The following is an 18352-nucleotide window of genomic DNA, read 5'->3' on the forward strand; positions in this document are numbered from 1 at the left end:
GGGCCACTCAAAAACCAGCTCCCGCCCCGGGCCGGGCCGGGGGGGCCCCCCCCCCCCCCCCCCGGGCCCCCCCCCCCCCCCCCCCCCCCCCGCGGGGGGGGGCCCCCCCCGCCCGGGGCGGGGCGCCCCGCCTCGGGGGTTCACAGGCCGGCGAGCACCGTGCGGACGGCGCCGATCACCTCGTCCTGCACGCCGGGCGGCAGGGCCGGGTACATCGGCAGCGAGAAGATCTGCCCGGCCAGCTCCTCGGTGACCGGCAACGCGCCCCTGGCGTAGCCGAGGTGGGCGAAGCCGCTCATGGTGTGCACGGGCCAGGGATAGCTGATGTTCAGCTCGATGCCGAACTCCTTGAGCCGCTCGATGATGTCGTCGCGCCGCGGATGACGCACGGTGTAGACGTAGTAGACGTGTTCGTTGCCGGGGACGGTCGCCGGGAGGACGAGAGAGGTGTCGCCGAGGCCCTCCTCGTAGCGGCGGGCGACCGCGCGGCGGTCCTCGATGTACGAGTCGAGGCGGCGCAGCTTGCGGCGCAGGATCTCCGCCTGGACCTCGTCCAGGCGGGAGTTGTGGCCCGGGGTCCGCACGACGTAGTAGCGGTCCTCCATGCCGTAGTAGCGCAGCCGGCGCAGGTCGTGTGCCGTCTTGTCGTCGGAGGTGAGCACCGCGCCGCCGTCGCCGTAGGCGCCGAGCACCTTGGTCGGGTAGAAGGAGAAGGCGGCCGCGTCGCCGAACGTGCCGGCGAGCCGGCCGTGCCGGCGGGCGCCGTGGGCCTGGGCGCAGTCCTCCAGGAGCACCAGCCCGTGCTCGGCCGCGAGGCGCTGGAGCGGTGCCATGTCGACGCACTGGCCGTAGAGGTGGACGGGCAGCAGGCACCGGGTGCGCGGGGTGATGGCCGCCGCGACCTGTTCGGTGTCCATCAGGTAGCTGTCGCGGTGCACGTCGACGAACACCGGTGTGGCGCCGACGGAGTCGATGGCGACCACGGTCGGCGCGGCGGTGTTCGACACGGTGACGACCTCGTCGCCGGGGCCGACGCCCAGCGCCTGGAGGGCCAGTTTGATGGCGTTGGTGCCGTTGTCGACACCGACGCAGTGCCGTGCGCCGTGATGGCCGGCGAACTCCCGCTCGAAGCCGAGCACGCTCTCGCCGAGGACCAGCCGTCCCGAGGCGAAGACCTTCCGCACGGCGTCCAGAATGTCGGCCTGTTCTTTCTCATATTCAGGTAGGTAGTCCCATACGAGAGTGGCCATGACTGCCCTCCGCCTCCCATGCGTTGATGCCGAAATCACAGGGTGTGGGCATCGCCCGACAGCACAGCACATCGCCGCGGGCGGCCACAACCCTTTCCGTCGCTCTATTTCCGCTCGATTCGCCATCGAATGGAATTTGCTTTCCTTGCGCCCCGTCAAATCGTCTCGTTAGCATGAGACCAATTCGAAAGAGGGGGCTTCCCATGAAGGGGATCATTCTCGCGGGCGGCGCCGGAACGAGGCTGCACCCCATCACGATCTCGGTTTCGAAACAGCTTCTTCCGGTCGGCGACAAGCCGATGGTCTACTATCCGCTCTCCACCCTCATGCTCGCGGGCGTCAGGGATGTCCTGATCATTTCCATGCCGCACGACCTGGAGGGCTTCCGCCGGCTGTTCGGCGACGGCTCGCAGCTGGGCATGCGGATCGACTACGCGGCGCAGGACCGGCCCAACGGCCTGGCCGAGGCCTTCGTCATCGGCGCCGACCACGTGGGCGACGACGACGCGGCCCTGGTCCTGGGGGACAACATCTTCCACGGCCACCACTTCTACGACCTGTTGCAGGACGCCGTCCGGGACGTGGACGGCTGTGTCCTGTTCGGCTATCCCGTCGAGGACCCGGAGCGCTACGGCATCGGGGAGACCGACGACCGCGGCCGTCTGATCGCCCTGGAGGAGAAGCCGGCGCGGCCGCGGTCCAACCTCGCCATCACGGGCCTGTACTTCTACGACAACGACGTCGTGGACATCGCCAAGAACCTCCGTCCCTCCGCCCGCGGCGAACTGGAGATCACCGATGTCAACCGGCGGTATCTGGCGCAGGGCCGGGCAAAACTGATCGATCTCGGCCGGGGATTCGCCTGGCTGGACGCCGGGACCCCCGAATCCCTGTTGCAGGCCGGCCAGTACGTCCGGACCCTGGAGGAACGCCAGGGTGTGCGCATCGCCTGCGTCGAGGAAATAGCGCTCCGCATGGGATTCATCGACGCGGAGTCCTGCCACCGGCTCGGCGAGAAACTCGCCTCGGCCGACTACGGGAAATATGTGATGTCGGTGGCCCGGGAATTCGGCGGAAGCGCGGCCGGGCGGTCAGCCGGCTGAGCCGGTGCCGCGGACCCCGACGAAGAGGCCGCGGCCGGTCGGCCCGCCCTCGAGGTACTCGGCGGTGCAGCCGGCGTCCAGGAACGCCGCGGTGTATTCCTCCCGGGTGAAGAGCGTCAGCACGTCGGTCTCGGTGAACTGACGGATGCCCGCGGCGTCCCCCACGGTGAAGCGCACCTCCATGCGGGTGGCCCGGCCCTGGCGGGTGGAGTGCGAGACGCGGGCGACCGTCCGGCCGTCCTCCTGGGCCAGGTCGCCCGCCACGTACCCCTCGATGAACCGCTCCGGGAACCACCAGGGTTCGACGACCAGGACCCCTCCGGGTTCCAGGTGCTGGGCCATCGACCGGACGGCGGCCCGCATGTCCGCCACCGTCTCCAGATAGCCGATGGCGCAGAACATGCAGACGACCGCCGAGTAGGCGCGGCCCAGGGTGAAGTCCCGCATGTCACCGGCGTGCACCGGCGTCCCGGGCAGCCGCTGCCGGGCCAGCCGGCGCATCGGCGCGGCGATCTCCAGCCCCTCGGCCTCGGCGAACAGGGTCCGGAAAGTGCTCAGATGCGCTCCCGTGCCGCAGGCGACGTCGAGCAGCGTGTCCGCGCCGGGGCACCGTTCGCGGACGGTCCGGGCGATGTCCTCGGCCTCCGCTCCCCAGTCCTTGCCCCGGCTGCGGTAGACGCTCTCGTAGACCTCGGCGAGTTCTCGTCCGTACAAAGTGCCTCCTCGGCAGGTGGATGCGGGCCGTCCCGATGCTGGCGAGCGTGGCTGGAGGAGCGTTGGAGCATCGCTGGACGGTTCACCGGGCCACTCGCTCCAGCGGAAATCGACGGGCCGGTGGGACGGTCGGCCCGGAAGCCCGCAGGAGAGAGCGACAGGAGGGGGACGACGTCATGACGACTCTCGCGAACGCCAACGCCAACGCCAACGCCACCGTGGATCGCGACCGCGCCGAGGTCGAGCACTTCTACGCCCGGCAGATGACGCTGCTGGACTCCGGGGAGGCCGACGCCTGGGCGGCCACCTTCACCGAGGACGGCTCGTTCGCGCCGCCCTCGCTCCCGGAGCCGGTGCGCGGCCGGGCGGCGCTGGCCGAGGGGGCGCGCAAGGCGTTCGCTGCCCTGGCCGCCGAGGGGGACACCCACCGCCACTGGGTCGGCATGGTCGCCGTCCGGCCGGGCGAGGACGGCTCCCTGGTGGCCGAGAGCTATGTGCAGGTGGTGGCGGTCCGTGCCGGAGCGGGCCCTCGGCTGCACCTGATGTGCACGTGCACCGATGTGTTCGTGCGCCAGGAAGGCGAATTGCTGGTCCGGGAGCGCGTGGTCACCCGGGACGACCGGAGGTAGCGGGGACCATGAGCGCAGCGGGCGACACGAATACCGCACCGGGCGCGGCCGCACCGCGCGGGGTGATCGTCACCGGCGGTGGCACCGGCATCGGCCGGGCCGTCGCACGGGCCTTCGCCGCCCTCGGGGACGGCGTCCTCGTGGTGGGCCGGACACCGCAGACGCTGGCGGAGACCGCGCACGGGTACGCCACCGTCCGGACCCTGGCCACCGACGTCACCGCGCCCGACGCGCCCCGGCGGATCACCGACGCGGCGCTGGCCGCCTTCGGGCGCGTCGACGTACTGGTCAACAACGCCGCCACGGGTGCCGCCGGGTCCCTGGCCGGCACCGAACCGGACGCCGTACGGGCCCAGTTCGCCACCAACCTGCTGGCGCCGCTGCTCCTGACGCACGGGGCGCTGGACGCCCTGGCGGCCGACGGCGGCGGCACGGTCGTGAACATCACCTCGTCGGGCTCGCTGGGCCGGCGGGCCTGGCCGCACAACGGCGTGTACGGCGCCGCCAAGGCGGCCCTGGACTTCCTGACCCGGACCTGGGCCGTGGAGCTCGCCCCCCGGGGCATCCGGGTGACCGGCCTCGCCCCGGGCGTCGTCGACACCGGCATCGGCGAGCGCATGGGCATGTCCCACGAGGACTACGCCGCCTTCCTGAAGGGGATCGCCGAGCGCGTGCCGACGGGCCGCGTGGGGCGGCCGGAGGACATCGCCTGGTGGGTCGTGCGGCTCGCCGACCCGGGCGCGCAGTACGCCACCGGGACCGTGGTCGCGGTCGACGGCGGCCTGTCACTCACCTGAAGCCGCCGCACGCCGCGGTGCGCGCACACCGAAGAAGGACGGGGACTGTGGCAATCCAACAGACTGTGGAAATCCAACAGACCGACAGCGAACTGGGCCGCCATCTGCTGACCGCCCGGGGCTTCCACTGGATCTACGGCACCGGCGGCGACCCGTACGCATTGACGCTGCGCGCGGAGTCCGACGACCCGCCGGCGCTGGCCCGCCGGATCCGCGAGGAGGGGGCGCTCCACCGGAGCGCCACCGGGGCCTGGGTCACCGGCCGGCACGGCACGGGCGCCGCCGTCCTCGCCGACCCCCGGCTGGGGCTGCGCCACCACGACCTGCCGGGCCCTCAGCGGCACGTCTTCTCGGACGCCTGGAGCGATCCGCGGCTGTGTCACGTCATCCCGCTCGACGACGCCTTCCTCCACCTGGACGGCGCCGACCACGACCGGGTGGCACGGGCCTGCGCGCCCGTGTCCGGGGAGCGCGCGGCGGAGCGCCACCGGGACCTCGTCGAACGCGTCCAGCGGGAGATCGCGGAGAAGCTGGACGACACGTTCGACCTGACGGCCGACTTCGCCCGCCGGGCGGCCGTCGAGGTGGCCGCCGCGCTGCTCGGTGTCCCCGGTGAACTGCGCGACCGCTTCGCGCGGTTGTGCCTCGACGCCGCCCCCGCGCTCGACGCCGTCCTGTGCCCGCAGCCGCTGCCCGTGACGCGCCGCCTGCTCGACGCGGTGGCCGCCCTGCGGGACCTGCTGGGACGGCTCGTCGCCACCCGGCGCACCACCCCGGGGGACGACCTGCTCGGCACGGTGCTCGGTGCCGCGCCGCCGGGACCGGCCGGGGAGGACGACGCCCTGGCGGCCGGCATGCTGACCGCCGTCGTGGGCGTCGAGCTGACGACGGTCCTGATCGGCAACGCCTTCGAGGCGCTGCTGGCCCACCCCGGCCAGTGGCAGCTCCTCGGCGACGGCGAGCGGACGGCGGCCGACGCCGTCGAGGAAGTTCTCCGGTACGCGCCGCCGGTGCGGCTGGAGAGCCGGGTGGCCGCCCAGGACCTCGAGCTCGCCGGCCACGAGGTGCCGGCCGGCGGCCAGGTCGTCGTCCACGTCGGCGCCGCCAACCGGGACCCCGAGGTCTACCTCGCCCCGGACCGCTTCGACATCACGCGCGCCCCGAAGGAGCGCCATCTGTCCCTGGCCGGCCCGCACACCGGCTTCGCCGGGCCGCTCGCCCGGCTCCAGGCCGAGGTCGCGGTGCGCACGCTGCGGGAGCTGCGCCCGGGCCTTGAGTCCGCCGGGGACGCGCCGCGCCGGATGCGCTCCCCCGTGCTGGGCGGCTTCCTGCGGTTCCCCGTGACCACGGCGGGGTGAGCGCGATGCGGGTGCTGGTGACGTCCTTCGCCATGGACGCGCACTTCAACGGCTGTGTGCCGCTGGCCTGGGCGCTGCGCGCGGCGGGGCACGACGTCCGGGTGGCGAGCCAGCCCGCGCTGACGGGCAGCGTCACCGCGGCGGGGCTGACGGCCGTGCCCGTGGGCCGGGACCACCGGCTGGACGCGATCATGAGCGCCGTCGGGGACCGGATCCTGGCGCAGTACGTGGACCAGGAGCTCACCACGGGCGGGTCCCGGCCACCGGACGCGGAGTTCCTCAAGGGGTGGAACACGGTCATGACGGCCACGTTCTTCTCCCAGATCGGCGCGGACCCCGTGGTGGACGACCTGGTGGAGTTCGCCCGCCACTGGCGGCCCGACCTCGTGCTGTGGGAGCCGTTCACCTTCGCCGGGGCGGTGGCCGCCCGGGTGACCGGCGCCGCGCACGCCCGGGTGCTGTCCTTCCCCGACCTGTTCCTCTCCCTGCGCCGGTCCCTGCTCGGCCTGCTGGAACCGGGCCCGGTCCACCACGTCGACGACACCCTGGCGGAGTGGCTGGACTGGACGGCGGGCCGCTACGGGCACTCCTTCGACGAGGAGCTGGTCACGGGCCAGTGGTCGGTCGACCAAGTGCCGCGCGGCGTACGGATCCCGCTGGATGGGCCCACCGTGCCGATGCGGTACGTGCCGTACAACGGCCCCCTGCCCGCGGTCGTCCCGCCCTGGCTGCGCAGGGCGCCGGAGCGGCCCCGGGTCTGTGTGACGCTGGGGCTGACGGCGCGCACCTCGCGCTTTCCCAACGCCGTCCCGGTCGACCGGCTCTTCAAGGCCGTGGAGGACCTGGACGTCGAGGTGGTGGCCACCCTGGACAGGGCCGAGCGCGAGCTGCTGCCCCATGTGCCGGACAACGTCCGGCTGGTCGAGCACGTCGCCCTGGACGTCCTGCTGCCGACGTGCTCGGCGATCGTCCACCACGGCGGCGCGGGCACCTGGTCGACGGCGGTCGCGCACGGCGTCCCGCAGCTCTCGCTGGGCTGGATCTGGGACGCCATCCACCGTGCGCGGCGCACGGAGGAGCTGGGCGCGGGGCTGTACCTGCCCTCCGGCGAGGTCACCGCCGACGGGCTGCGCGAGCGGCTCCTGCGGATCCTGCGGGAGCCGTCCTTCCGCGCGGCGGCCGAACGGCTGCGCTCCGAGGGGGCCGCCGATCCCAGCCCCCACGCGGTGGTGCCCGTGCTGGAGCGGCTCACCGCCCAGCACCGGGCGACGGGCTGACGCCCGCCCCGCCGCCGCCCGAACCGCCACCGTCCGAACCCTTCCCCACCCTTCCCCGCCGGAGGTGCTTCATCAGCATGCGCATCCTGGTCACCGGTGGAGCCGGTTTCATCGGTTCCCACTACGTCCGCTCCCTGCTCGACGGGAGCCTGCCCGGGCCACGGCCGGACCGGGTCACCGTCGTGGACGCCCTCACCTACGCGGGCACCACCAGAAACCTGCCCATGGACCATCCCCGCCTCGCCTTCCACCGGGCCGACATCAGGGAGGCCGAGGCCCTGGAGCGCCTGGTCCCCGGCCATGAGGCGGTCGTCCACTTCGCCGCCGAGTCCCACGTCGACCGGTCGCTCGCGGGCGCCGCGGAATTCGTCCGGACCAATGTGCTCGGCACCCAGCTGCTGCTGGAGACGTGTCTGCGCCACGGGGTGGGGACCTTCGTCCATGTGTCGACGGACGAGGTGTACGGGTCCATCGACGAAGGGACGTGGACCGAGGAGGAGCCGTTGCGCCCGAACTCGCCCTACGCCGCCTCCAAGGCCGGTGCCGACCTGATCGCCCGGTCGTACTGGCGCACCCACGGGCTCGACGTGCGCACCACGCGCTGCGCGAACAACTACGGGCCCCGGCAGCACCCGGAGAAGCTCATCCCGCTGTTCGTCACCCGGCTCCTGGCGGGTCGGACCGTTCCGCTGTACGGGGACGGCGGCAACGTCCGGGAGTGGCTGCACGTCGACGACCACTGCCGGGCCGTGCACGCCGTTCTCACCCGGGGCCGCGCGGGCGAGATCTACAACATAGGCGGCGGCACCCACCTCACCAACCGGGAGATGACCGCCCGGCTGCTGGAGCTGTGCGGCGCGGACTGGTCCTCGGTCCGCCGGGTGCCCGACCGCAAGGGCCACGACCTGCGCTACGCCGTCGACGACACCAAGATCCGCGAGGAGCTGGGCTACGCGCCCCGCTGGTCGCTCGACGAGGGGCTGCGGGACGCGGTCGCCTGGTACCGGCGCAACCCCGGCCACTGGCGGGAGCCGGCCGGACGCGGCTGAGCCCCGTCACCACGCGCCCTCACCACGCGCCCTCACCACACCTCGTCGCCACACCTCGTCGCCACGCCTCGTCACCACGCCGAGGGCCGGCACCCGCCGTACCGGGGGTGCCGGCCCTCGGGGGCGTACGGGTCTCAGCCGCTCACCACCCGCGCCGACTCGCGGACCCGCTCCACCAGCCTGGCCTGCCGGAGCAGCGCGGGCCCGAACGACGGCCGCCCGGCCCCGGCCCCGGACAGACAGGCCCGGGCGAAGGCGTCGAGGGCGTTGCCCACCTGGTGATCGGCGGGCAGGGCCAGTTCGGTGACCTTGTCCTGCTGTTCGATCCGCACCAGCGGCTTGTGCTCACGGGGCGGTGTGAAGGCCCAGCGCACGCCGATCCGCCCCCTGCTGCCCCACAGGGCGTAGGTGGAGCGGTAGCCGTGCTGGAAGCCGAAGTCGAGCAGGGCGGTGACCCCGTCGGCGGTGGACAGCAGCGCGCTGCCGGCGACGTCCACCCCGGTGGACCCGTCGACCCGCAGACAGGCCCCCACCACCTCGAGCTCGCCCCGCAGGTACAGCTGGGCCGCCCGCAGCGGGTACACCCCCACGTCCAGCAGGGCTCCCCCGCCGAGCCGGGCGCTGTGCCGGAACGACTCCGGGCGTGGCATCGGCACCCCGAACGAGCTGGAGAACACGCGGGGTTCGCCGATCTCGCCGTCGCGGACCAGGGACAGCACGGCGGTGTGCTGCGAGTGGTGGAGGAACATGAAGTTCTCGGTGAGCACCAGGCCGAGCCGGTCCGCGAGGGCGACGAGCTCGGCGGTGTGGGCGTAGGCCGTGCTCAGCGGCTTCTCCACCAGGACGTGCTTGCCGGCGACGAGCGCCTCGGCGACCCACTCGTGGTGGAGGCCGGGCGGCAGCGGCACATAGACGGCGTCGACGTCGTCGCGGGCGAGCAGCGCCCGGTAGCCGGTCACCGCGGCGCACCCGAAGCGCGCGGCGGTGTGCTCCGCCCTGGCCCGGTCCCGGCTGGCCACCGCCACCAGCCGGGCCGGCCCGGGCCCGGCGAGGGCCGGCAGGATCCGGCGCACCGCGATGTCGGCACAGCCGAGGACCCCCATCCTCAGTACGGCTCCCGGTCGCTCTTCGGGCATCGGCCACCTCTCCGTGGAAGGACGCGTCCCACCTTCCGCAGAACGGGTCCAGGAACAGTGGAAGGGCGCTGGAGCAGCTGCCGTCACGGACTCCACGCGTCCTCGACCGGCCGCCGTCACCATGACGGGAGGCAACCCGTAGGGAAGGGACGGCTATGACGTCGGACGCCAAGGCACTGGTGCTGGAACAGGTCCGTGAGTACCACCGGGAACAGCGGGCCGGTGCCTTCCGGCCGGGAGAGACGCGCATCCTTTCCTCGGGGGCCGTCCTGGACGAGGAGGACCGTGTCGCGCTCGTGGAGGCGGCGCTGGACCTGCGGATCGCCGCGGGGGCCCGGGCCCGGACCTTCGAGAGCCGGTTCGCCCGTTACTTCGGCCTGCGCAAGGCCCATATGACCAACTCCGGTTCGTCGGCGAACCTGCTGGCGCTCTCCGCCCTGACCTCGCCCCGGCTCGGCGAGCAGCGGCTGCGCCCCGGCGACGAGGTGATCACGGTGGCCGGGGGCTTCCCGACCACCGTGAACCCGATCGTGCAGAACGGCCTGGTGCCGGTCTTCGTGGACGTCGAGCTCGGGACGTACAACACCACGGTGGAGCGGGTCGAGGCGGCGATCTCCGAGCGCACCCGGGCCGTCATGATCGCCCACACGCTCGGCAACCCCTATCCCGTGGCGGAGATCCGGCAGCTCGCCGAGGAGCACGAGCTGTTCCTCGTGGAGGACAACTGCGACGCCGTCGGGTCGACGTACCGGGGCGAGCTGACGGGGACCTTCGGTGATCTGGCCACCGTGAGCTTCTACCCGGCGCACCACATCACCACCGGGGAGGGCGGCTGTGTGCTGACGCGCAGCCTCGAACTGGCGCGGATCGTCGAGTCGTTGCGGGACTGGGGGCGGGACTGCTGGTGCGAGCCCGGGGAGGACGACACCTGCCTCAAGCGCTTCGACTACCAGATGGGCACCCTCCCCAGGGGGTACGACCACAAGTACATCTTCTCGCACGTCGGTTACAACCTGAAGGCGACGGACCTCCAGGGGGCGCTCGCGCTGAGCCAGCTGCGCAAGCTGCCCGAGTTCGGCGCGGCCCGGCGGCGGAACTGGCAGCGGCTGCGGGACGGACTCGCGGACGTCCCGGGCCTGTTGCTGCCGACCGCCACACCGGGCAGCGATCCGAGCTGGTTCGGCTTTGTGATCACGGTGTCGCCGGACGCCGGTTACACCCGGCGCGACCTGGTCGGCTTCCTGGAGGAGCGACGCATCGGCACCCGCCGGCTGTTCGGCGGCAACCTCACCCGGCACCCCGCCTATCTGGACGCGCCGCACCGCGTCGTGGGCGAGCTCACCAACTCGGACGTCATCACCGAGCAGACCTTCTGGATCGGGGTCTACCCGGGGATCACCGAGGAGATGACGGACTACATGGTCGAGTCGGTGCGGGAGTTCACCGCCAAGCACGGCTGAGGCCGGGCGTCCCGGCGCCCGCCGGTGCCGGCGCCTCCCGCTCGTCCAGCACGGGGTCCGCGGCGAGCACCGCCTGCTGCAGCCGCCGCAGCCGCGGGGAGGGCTCCAGGCCCAGCTCCTCCACGAGGCGCCTGCGCAGCCCCTGGTAGACGTCGAGGGCCTGCCAGGGACGGCCCGCCCGGTAGAGGGCGGTCATGCACTGGGCGTGGAGGCCCTCGTGCAGCGGGTGGCGCCCGATCAGCTCGACCAGTTCCGCCAGCAGTTCCACATGGCGGCCGAGCCGCAGATCGGCCTCCAGGCAGCGTTCCAGCACCCCGAGCCGGCTCTCCTCCAGCCGGGCGACCTCGATCCGCAGGACGGGGCCGATCCGGACGTCCACCAGCGCCGGTCCCCGCCACAGCGCCAGCGCCTGACGGAAGCAGCCGGACGCCACTTCGTGGCGGTGCGCCTCGGAGGCGGCGCGGCCGGCGGCGACCAGCGCCTCGTACCGGGTGACGTCGACGGTGCCGGGGGGCGCCTCCCAGCCGTAGCCGCCGTACTTGGTGACGAGGACGTCCTTCGCGCCGACCGGCGCGTCCGGCCCCATCGCGGTGGTCAGCCGGCGGCGCAGCTGAAGGATGTAGGTGTGGAGGGTGGCGAGGGCGCTGTGCGGTGGCTCGGTGTCCCAGATCTCCTCCATCAGGGTCCGGACCGGCAGGACGCGGTTGGCGTGGATGCCCAGTAACGCGAGGATCTGGCGCGGCTTGGCGGCGGTGGGCACGACCGACGCGCCCCGCACTTCAGCCGTCAGCGGTCCCAGCAGGCTGATCTCCAAGGCTTCTCCCCCATCGATCCCACGGGGCGCGTTTTCTCGTTCGTGCGCCCCCTGTCCCCGAGCCTTCCGGGCGGCTCCCGCCGCAGCCAGTGCCATGAACCCGAACGGGCCGTGAATGCTGCCGTGGCCCCCTGTGAAATCCTCACACCCGGGACATGAGGCCGTCACCGCGCTCCCGCGCCGACGACGGACGATGCCCAAGGGGCGGGGCGCGGTCCCGTCAACGGGTGGCGCGCGCTCCACGGCCGGGCATGGCTCAAATCTCGCACTTACGCCCTAGTATCGATACTGCGTTCTCACGAGTGCTGTTCGGCGTACGGGGGAATCGATGCGGAATTCCGACGGCCATGACCTTCCCGCGCACCGGTGCGCGACATGGCGCGGAAGGATCGCCCCGGACCCACCCACGCTGATCGTCACCGCGGTGCTCGGCGGCTTCCTCGCCCTGACCGTCTGCTACGTGATCGCGAGCCGGCCGGAACCGTCGGCGCTCGGCGCCGTGCTGGCCCTGGTGCCACTGGTCTTCGGCGTGCAGCTCCTCCAGTCCCTGCCCCCGCCGGCCGCCCGCCCGGCGCGCCACCGCTACTGGACGCTGGGCTTCCAGGCCTTGCTCACGTATCTGCCGTATCCGGCGTTCGGCGAGGCCTGGCTGGCGATCCCGGGCTTCCTGGCCGGATCCGCGCTGCTGGTCCTGCCCGCCCTGCTCGCGTGGCCGGCGTTCGCGGCGACGGTCGCCTCGGCCACCCTCATGGCGGTGCACAGCGGCTGGGACGCCCACCGGCTGGGCTGGGTGACCAGCACCGCCCTGCTCGTCGGCCTCGTCGTGTACGGGCTCTCCCGGCTGACCGGTCTGATCCATGAAGTGCGGGGTTCGCGCCGGGAGTTCGCGGACGAGGCGGTCGGCCTGGAACGCCAGCGGTTCGCCCGCGACCTCCACGACCTGCTGGGCTACAGCCTGGCCACCATCGCCTACAAGAGCGAGCTGACCCGCCGGCTGCTGCCGGCCAAGAACACCCGGGCCCAGCAGGAGCTGACCGAGATCCTGGAGACCGCGCGACAGGCCCTGTCGGACGTGCGGGCGGTCTCGCACCGCTACCGCGACCTGTCGCTGTACGCGGAGACCGCGGCGGCCGAGTCCACGCTCACCGCGGCGGGCGTCCGCGTCAGCCTGTGCGTGGACCACGTTCCGCTGTCACGGCCGGTGGAGACGGCGCTCGCGACGGTGGTCCGCGAGGGCGTCGCCAACATGCTCCGGCACAGCGGTGTGCGCCGCTGCGCCATCGAGCTCCGCCGGGACGAGCGGTCGGTGCGGCTGAGCATCGCCAACGACGGCGTGGCCAGGCCCGCGCGGGCCCGCTTCGGCGTGGCCGTCTCGGGGGGCAGCGGCATCACCAACCTGCGGACCCGGATGGAGGCGTTCCAGGGGCGGCTGGAGACCGAGGTGCGGGCCGGGGGGTGGTTCCGTCTGTCGGCGACGGTGCCCCTGGGCGCCCCATGGGTGTCGCCCTGCGACGACGCGACCGGAGTGTCGGATTCGGCGACCGTCGCCTGAGCCCGGCCCCCGCGCGCACCGGCCGGCCTTTACAGCCAGCCGGCCTCGCGGGCGATACGGACCGCGTCCATCCTGTTGCGGGCCCCCAGTTTGATCACGGTGCTGCTGAGGTAGTTGCGCACCGTCCCCGGGGACAGGAAGAGCCGGGTGGCGATCCGCACGGGGTCCTCGCCCTGCGCGGCCAGCCTGAGCACCTCGAGTTCCCGGGGGGTGAGCGGCTGCGTCGTCTCCTCCAGGGCCGCCAGCGCCTGCTCCGGGTCGATCACGCGCCGGCCGACCGCGACGTCCCTGATGGCCTGGGCCAGCCGGGCGGGCTCGGTGTCCTTCAGGAGGAACCCCGACACCCGTGCGGCCAGGGCCCGGCGCAGCGTCCCCGGCTGGCAGAGCCCGGTGAGCATCAGGATCCGGCATTCGGGCACCGCCTCGCCCAGCGCGGCGGCGGCCGTGATCCCGTCCACCCCGGGAAGGTCGATGTCGATCACCGCGACGTCCGGGTTCAGCTCGACTGCCATCGGCACTATCTTGTCCCCTCTGGCGAGCTCGGCGACCACCTCCATGTCGGGCTCGAGCGCCATCAGCTCGGCCAGCGCGCGACGGAGGAGCAGCATGTCCTCCGCTATCAGAATCCGTATCATCGCCCCGCCCCCGTATGCCCACCCCACGTGCGGCCTCGCGGAGGTCCGCCTCGCCGATCCCGGCCGTACGGGCACGACACGCCCGTACGTGAACCCCCTTCGAGCATCGTAGAGGGGAGGGAGCGCCGGTCACCGGGTCCACCAGCGGTGTCGGCGCCGGGAATTCGGGCGAGTGGCCCCGGAGCGCCCCTCCATCCGGAGTGGAGCGCCTCGCGAGGTGGCGTTGTCACCGTCGTGGCGTGCACGGCACCGACGACGGGAGAGCACGATGACAGAAACGGAACGGCGGGTCGCGTTCGTCACCGGCGCGTCCAGCGGGATCGGCCTCGCGGTGGCCGAGCTGCTGGCCGGGCGGGGCACGGCGGTGTTCGGGGTGGCGCGGGGGGCCGAGGGCGTGGCCGCCCTGGTCAAGGGCCTGCGCGCGAAGGGTCTGGAGGCGGACGGGACGGTCTGCGACGTGACCTCCCCCGAGCGGGTACGGGACGCGGTGCGCACCGTCGTGGAGCGCTACGGGCGCGTGGACATCCTGGTCAACAACGCGGGCCGGGGCGGCGGCGGGGAGACCGCCGCGCTCGAGGACACCCTCTGGCGGGAGGTGATCGACGCCAACCTCAACGGCGTCTTCCTCGTCACCCGCGAGGTGCTCAGGTCCGGCGGGATGCGGGACGCGGGCTGGGGCCGGATCGTCAACATCGCCTCCACGGGCGGGAAGCAGGGCGTGGAGCTGGCCGCTCCGTATTCGGCCGCCAAGGCCGGGGTCATCGGCTTCACCAAGGCCGTCGGCAAGGAGCTCGCCAAAACCGGGATCACGGTGAACGCCGTCTGCCCCGGCTATGTGGAGACCCCCATGGCACAGCGGGTGCGCCAGGGCTACGCCGCGCACTACGGGGTGAGCGAGGAGCAGATCCTGGAGCGGTTCGAGGCGAAGATCCCGATCGGCCGGTACGCGACGCCCGAGGAGGTCGCGGGCCTGGTCGGCTACCTCGTCACGGACCCAGCCGCCTCGATCACCGCGCAGGCGCTCAACGTCTGCGGCGGACTCGGCACCTACTGAAGCCCGGCACCTGCTGAAACGCCGAAGCGCCCGGCGGGCGCGGGCGCCGCGCGTGACACGCGCCCCCGGCGGGCCGTCCTCGGCGGGCGTACCGCGCGGCGGATGCCTAGGCTGACGGAATGAGCCGCACAGTCCGGGACCGGTCCGCCGCAACGGTGCGGGAGTCGGGGGCGCGCGGGGCGCCGGGGAGCGCGGGGGCCGCCGAACGGGTGAACGCGTGGCAGCGCTTCCTCCACCGGGTGCCCAACGGCTTCGCGCTCTTCTTCGGGCTGCTCGGCGTCTTCTGCGCGCTCACCGCCTTGATCCCGCCGCTGCGGCGGGCGGTGCTGCCGGTGACCCGCGCCCTGGACCTGCTGACGATCCCGACCGCCGCGAACCTCGCCTACGCCGTCTTTCTGCTGCTGCTCGCCGCCGCGACCGCCGCCCGCAAACGGGTCACGCTCTGGTTCGTCCTGGCCTATCTGGCGCTGCTGGTCTTCACCGACGCGGTGCTGCTGGCCGTGGGCTACTGGGACATGATCCCCTCGCTGGCGCTCAGCCTCGCCGCGATGACGCTGCTGGTCCTGGCCCGGCGGGAGTTCTACGCGGCGTCCCGGCGCGGGGCGTTCCTGCGCGCCCTGCTGGTGCTGGCGGCGGGCCTGGCGGTGGCGATCCTGTTCGGCTGGGGGCTGGTGTCGCTGTTCCCCGGCACGCTGGAGCGCGGCGGCGGCAACCGGCTGCTGTTCGTGGCGAACAAGGTGTGCGGCGGTCTGGTCAGCGGGCGGCACTTCGCCGGGCACCCGCCGCACTGGCTGTTCTTCCTCCTCGGCCTGCTCGGCGCGCTGGCTCTGCTCAACGCGGCGATGACGCTCTTCCGCTCGCAGCGTCTGGAGGCGGCCCTCCACGACGACGAGGAGCCGCGCATCCGCGCCCTCCTGGGCCGCTACGGCGGCCGGGACTCCCTCGGCTACTTCGCGACCCGCCGCGACAAGGCCGTCGTCTTCTCCCCCAGCGGCAAGGCCGCCGTCACCTACCGGGTGGAGGCCGGTGTCTGCCTGGCCTCCGGTGACCCGCTGGGCGACCCGGAGGCGTGGGATCCCGCGATCGCGGCCTGGCTGGAGGTCGCGGGCCGCTACGGCTGGCAGCCGGCGGTGATGGGCGCCGGCGAGGAGGGCGCCAGGGCCTACGCCCGCGCGGGGCTGGGCGCGCTCCAGCTGGGTGACGAGGCCATCCTCCAGGTGGCCACGTTCGACCTGGAGGGCCGGGAGATGCGGGTGACCCGGCAGGCCGTCCACCGGGTGGAGCGCACGGGCGCGACCGTGCGCGTACGGCGCCACTCGGCGCTCTCCGACGAGGAGATGGGCGAGGTCATCCGGCGCGCCGACGCCTGGCGGGACACCGAGACCGAGCGCGGTTTCTCGATGGCGCTGGGCCGGCTGGGCGACCCGGCCGACGGGGACTGCCTGCTCGTCGAGGCGTTCGACAGCGAGGGGGCGATGATCGCGCTGCTGTCGTTCGTGCCCTGGGGGTCCGACGGGATCTCGCTGGACGTGATGCGCCGGGACCGGGCGGCGCCCAACGGGGTCATGGAGTTCATGATCACCCGGTTGTGCGCCCAGGCCGGGCGGTTCGGCGTCAAGCACATCTCCTTGAACTTCGCCGTCTTCCGGTCCGCCTTCGAGGAGGGGGCGCGCATCGGCGCGGGCCCGGTGCTGCGGCTGTGGCGCAGGCTCCTGCTGTTCTTCTCCAAGTGGTGGCAGCTGGAGGCGCTCTACCGGTCGAACGTGAAGTACAACCCCGAGTGGCGCCCCCGCTTCCTGTGCTACGCCGACGCGGGCGCCCTGGCCCGGATCGGGCTCGCCGCGGGCATCGCGGAGGGCTTCGTCGCGGTGCCGAGCCTGGGGAAGCTGTGGCGCCGGGGGCGGGCCCGGGGTATCGCCAGCCCCGCCTCCACGGCCGGGCTCCCCTCCCTGTCCGAACTGGGCTTCCTCCCGGGCGAGGGCGCCGGGGCGGCGGAGGCGGACGAGCTCGCGGGCCTGCCCGAGCAGGTGCGGGTGCGGCGGCACAAGCTGGACCGGCTGCGGGAGGCGGGCGTCGACCCGTACCCCGCCGACGCCCGCCGCACCCACACCCTGGCCGCGATCCGCGCCGCCCACCCCGGCCTGCCCCCGGCCTCCCGCACCGGCGAACGGGTGACCGTGGCCGGGCGCGTCCTGCTCGTCCGCGACCACGGCGGCGTCGCCTTCGCCGTGCTCCGCGACTGGTCCGGCGACCTCCAGCTGACCTTCACCCGGGACGGCTCCGGCGAGGAGCTGCTGCGCCGCTTCACCCGCCACGTCGACCTCGGCGACCATCTGGAGGCCGAGGGCGAGGTGGGCACCACCGACCGGGGCGAGTTGACCGTCTTCGTCACCCGGGCCCGGCTCATCGCCAAGTGCCTGCGCCCCCTGCCCGACAAGCGGCGCGGCCTCGCCGACCCCGAGGCCCGGGTCCGGATGCGCTACGTGGACCTCGCGATCAGCCCCGACGCCCGCCGGACCGTACGGGCCCGCAGCGCGGCCGTCCAGGCACTGCGCAAGGGTCTGCTCGACCGGGGCTTCCTGGAGGTGGAGACCCCGATGCTCCAGCAGGTCCACGGCGGCGCCAACGCCCGCCCCTTCACCACCCACATCAACGCCTACGACCTCGACCTGTACCTGCGCATCGCCCCCGAGCTGTACCTCAAACGGCTGTGCGTCGGCGGCATGGAGAAAGTCTTCGAACTGGGCCGGACCTTCCGCAACGAGGGCGTCTCCTACAAGCACAACCCCGAGTTCACGATGCTGGAGGCCTATCAGGCGTTCGCCGACTACGACGTGATGCTCGACCTGACCCGCGAGCTGATCCAGGAGGCCGCCACGGCCGCCCACGGCGCGCCGGTGGCGATCCGGCCGGACGAGCACGGCAGGCCCGTCCGGCACGACATCTCGGGACCGTGGCCCGTGAAGACCGTCTACGGCGCCCTGTCCGAGGCCCTGGGCGAGGAGATCGACGCGAACACGCCCGTCGCGGCGCTGCGCTCCCACTGCGCCATGGCGGGCGTGCCGCACCGGCCGGAGTGCGGACGCGGCGACCTCGTGCTGGAGCTGTACGAACGGCTCGTCGAGGAGCACACCACGCTCCCGGTCTTCTACAAGGACTTCCCCACCGACGTCTCCCCGCTGACCCGCCCCCACCGGGCCGACCCCCGGCTCGCCGAGCGCTGGGACCTCGTCGCCTTCGGCACGGAGCTGGGCACCGCGTACTCCGAGCTCATCGACCCCGTCGAGCAGCGCCGCCGCCTGACGGCCCAGTCACTGCTGGCGGCGGGCGGCGACGCGGAGGCGATGGAGCTGGACGAGGACTTCCTGCGGGCGCTGGAGTACGCGATGCCGCCGACGGGGGGTTTGGGGATCGGGGTTGACCGGCTCGTCATGTTCCTGACGGGGCTGTCGATTCGGGAGACACTCCCGTTCCCGCTGGTACGGCATCGATGACCGGGTGGGAGGATGCCCCGGTCCCGCCCT

15 protein-coding genes are annotated in these 18352 nt (G+C 73.1%); 10 read left to right on the forward strand and 5 right to left on the reverse strand.

Translation table 11 applies throughout. From position 1 onward, the window contains the following. Window positions 1-140: 140 nt before the first annotated feature. Window positions 141-1250 (reverse strand): DegT/DnrJ/EryC1/StrS family aminotransferase, encoded by a 1110-nt coding sequence (locus tag ACFYZR_RS16595; protein ID WP_391910720.1) that lies wholly within the window; start codon window positions 1248-1250, stop codon window positions 141-143. Between the two features lie 203 nt (window positions 1251-1453). Between ACFYZR_RS16595 and rfbA the strand changes: the two genes are divergently transcribed. Continuing rightward, entirely contained in the window at window positions 1454-2353 is a 900-nt protein-coding gene (rfbA, locus tag ACFYZR_RS16600) for a glucose-1-phosphate thymidylyltransferase RfbA (protein WP_391910722.1), read from the forward strand. Here the strand turns inward: rfbA and ACFYZR_RS16605 are convergent. Further along, a complete protein-coding gene (locus ACFYZR_RS16605) occupies window positions 2342-3067 on the reverse strand; it encodes a class I SAM-dependent methyltransferase (protein ID WP_391910724.1) in 726 nt (241 codons plus the stop codon). The two genes, rfbA and ACFYZR_RS16605, sit on opposite strands and share 12 nt — an antisense overlap. A gap of 176 nt (window positions 3068-3243) precedes the next feature. Between ACFYZR_RS16605 and ACFYZR_RS16610 the strand changes: the two genes are divergently transcribed. The 5 genes from ACFYZR_RS16610 (at window position 3244) to rfbB (ending at window position 8177) form a co-directional block, all read left to right on the forward strand. After that, the gene (locus ACFYZR_RS16610; RefSeq protein WP_391910726.1) at window positions 3244-3696 is read left to right on the forward strand and encodes a nuclear transport factor 2 family protein; all 453 of its coding nucleotides are present in this window, start codon (window positions 3244-3246) and stop codon (window positions 3694-3696) included. Window positions 3697-3704: 8 nt separating this feature from the next. After that, window positions 3705-4493, forward strand: a complete 789-nt coding sequence (locus ACFYZR_RS16615; protein ID WP_391910728.1) for an SDR family NAD(P)-dependent oxidoreductase — start codon at window positions 3705-3707, stop codon at window positions 4491-4493. A gap of 65 nt (window positions 4494-4558) precedes the next feature. Further along, window positions 4559-5851, forward strand: a complete 1293-nt coding sequence (locus ACFYZR_RS16620; RefSeq protein WP_391910730.1) for a P450-derived glycosyltransferase activator — start codon at window positions 4559-4561, stop codon at window positions 5849-5851. A 5-nt stretch (window positions 5852-5856) separates the two neighbouring features. Further along, a complete protein-coding gene (locus ACFYZR_RS16625) occupies window positions 5857-7128 on the forward strand; it encodes an activator-dependent family glycosyltransferase (protein ID WP_391911321.1) in 1272 nt (423 codons plus the stop codon). A 77-nt stretch (window positions 7129-7205) separates the two neighbouring features. Beyond that, window positions 7206-8177, forward strand: a complete 972-nt coding sequence (rfbB, locus tag ACFYZR_RS16630; protein WP_391910732.1) for a dTDP-glucose 4,6-dehydratase — start codon at window positions 7206-7208, stop codon at window positions 8175-8177. 134 nt (window positions 8178-8311) lie between these two features. On the opposite strand, the gene ACFYZR_RS16635 is transcribed toward rfbB, so the two are convergent. Then, complete coding sequence (locus ACFYZR_RS16635) at window positions 8312-9313, reverse strand: Gfo/Idh/MocA family protein (RefSeq protein WP_391910734.1); 1002 nt, start codon at window positions 9311-9313, stop codon at window positions 8312-8314. Window positions 9314-9468: 155 nt separating this feature from the next. Here ACFYZR_RS16635 and rfbH point away from each other — a divergent pair, with 155 nt between their 5' ends. After that, entirely contained in the window at window positions 9469-10773 is a 1305-nt protein-coding gene (gene rfbH / locus ACFYZR_RS16640) for a lipopolysaccharide biosynthesis protein RfbH (RefSeq protein ID WP_391910736.1), read from the forward strand. Here the strand turns inward: rfbH and ACFYZR_RS16645 are convergent. Continuing rightward, window positions 10754-11587, reverse strand: coding sequence for a BTAD domain-containing putative transcriptional regulator (locus ACFYZR_RS16645; protein WP_391910738.1), 834 nt, complete (start codon window positions 11585-11587; stop codon window positions 10754-10756). The two genes, rfbH and ACFYZR_RS16645, sit on opposite strands and share 20 nt — an antisense overlap. A gap of 328 nt (window positions 11588-11915) precedes the next feature. Between ACFYZR_RS16645 and ACFYZR_RS16650 the strand changes: the two genes are divergently transcribed. Further along, window positions 11916-13139, forward strand: a complete 1224-nt coding sequence (locus ACFYZR_RS16650; protein WP_391910740.1) for a sensor histidine kinase — start codon at window positions 11916-11918, stop codon at window positions 13137-13139. A gap of 29 nt (window positions 13140-13168) precedes the next feature. Here the strand turns inward: ACFYZR_RS16650 and ACFYZR_RS16655 are convergent, their stop codons facing one another. Beyond that, window positions 13169-13774, reverse strand: a complete 606-nt coding sequence (locus ACFYZR_RS16655) for a DNA-binding response regulator (RefSeq protein ID WP_391910742.1) — start codon at window positions 13772-13774, stop codon at window positions 13169-13171. A 268-nt stretch (window positions 13775-14042) separates the two neighbouring features. Between ACFYZR_RS16655 and ACFYZR_RS16660 the strand changes: the two genes are divergently transcribed. Both ACFYZR_RS16660 and lysX read left to right on the forward strand, forming a co-directional pair. Continuing rightward, window positions 14043-14828: an SDR family NAD(P)-dependent oxidoreductase gene (locus ACFYZR_RS16660; RefSeq protein ID WP_391910744.1), complete on the forward strand. Its 786-nt coding sequence runs from the start codon at window positions 14043-14045 to the stop codon at window positions 14826-14828. Window positions 14829-14947: 119 nt separating this feature from the next. Beyond that, complete coding sequence (lysX, locus tag ACFYZR_RS16665; RefSeq protein WP_391910746.1) at window positions 14948-18322, forward strand: bifunctional lysylphosphatidylglycerol synthetase/lysine--tRNA ligase LysX; 3375 nt, start codon at window positions 14948-14950, stop codon at window positions 18320-18322. Window positions 18323-18352: the final 30 nt, after the last annotated feature.

This window comes from Streptomyces sp. NPDC001678 (genome assembly GCF_042892945.1).
In the GTDB taxonomy this organism is placed as follows: domain Bacteria; phylum Actinomycetota; class Actinomycetes; order Streptomycetales; family Streptomycetaceae; genus Streptomyces.

Excerpts from the sequence above, each read along its gene's own strand:
- ACFYZR_RS16615 (WP_391910728.1), top strand. The coding sequence starts at position 3,705 with ATGAGCGCAGCGGGCGACACGAATACCGCACCGGGCGCGGCCGCACCG.
- ACFYZR_RS16610 (WP_391910726.1), top strand. The coding sequence starts at position 3,244 with ATGACGACTCTCGCGAACGCCAACGCCAACGCCAACGCCACCGTGGAT.
- ACFYZR_RS16650 (WP_391910740.1), top strand. The coding sequence starts at position 11,916 with ATGCGGAATTCCGACGGCCATGACCTTCCCGCGCACCGGTGCGCGACA.
- ACFYZR_RS16595 (WP_391910720.1), bottom strand. The coding sequence starts at position 1,250 with ATGGCCACTCTCGTATGGGACTACCTACCTGAATATGAGAAAGAACAG.
- ACFYZR_RS16625 (WP_391911321.1), top strand. The coding sequence starts at position 5,857 with ATGCGGGTGCTGGTGACGTCCTTCGCCATGGACGCGCACTTCAACGGC.
- ACFYZR_RS16660 (WP_391910744.1), top strand. The coding sequence starts at position 14,043 with ATGACAGAAACGGAACGGCGGGTCGCGTTCGTCACCGGCGCGTCCAGC.
- rfbA (WP_391910722.1), top strand. The coding sequence starts at position 1,454 with ATGAAGGGGATCATTCTCGCGGGCGGCGCCGGAACGAGGCTGCACCCC.
- rfbB (WP_391910732.1), top strand. The coding sequence starts at position 7,206 with ATGCGCATCCTGGTCACCGGTGGAGCCGGTTTCATCGGTTCCCACTAC.
- lysX (WP_391910746.1), top strand. The coding sequence starts at position 14,948 with ATGAGCCGCACAGTCCGGGACCGGTCCGCCGCAACGGTGCGGGAGTCG.
- ACFYZR_RS16655 (WP_391910742.1), bottom strand. The coding sequence starts at position 13,774 with ATGATACGGATTCTGATAGCGGAGGACATGCTGCTCCTCCGTCGCGCG.
- ACFYZR_RS16635 (WP_391910734.1), bottom strand. The coding sequence starts at position 9,313 with ATGCCCGAAGAGCGACCGGGAGCCGTACTGAGGATGGGGGTCCTCGGC.
- rfbH (WP_391910736.1), top strand. The coding sequence starts at position 9,469 with ATGACGTCGGACGCCAAGGCACTGGTGCTGGAACAGGTCCGTGAGTAC.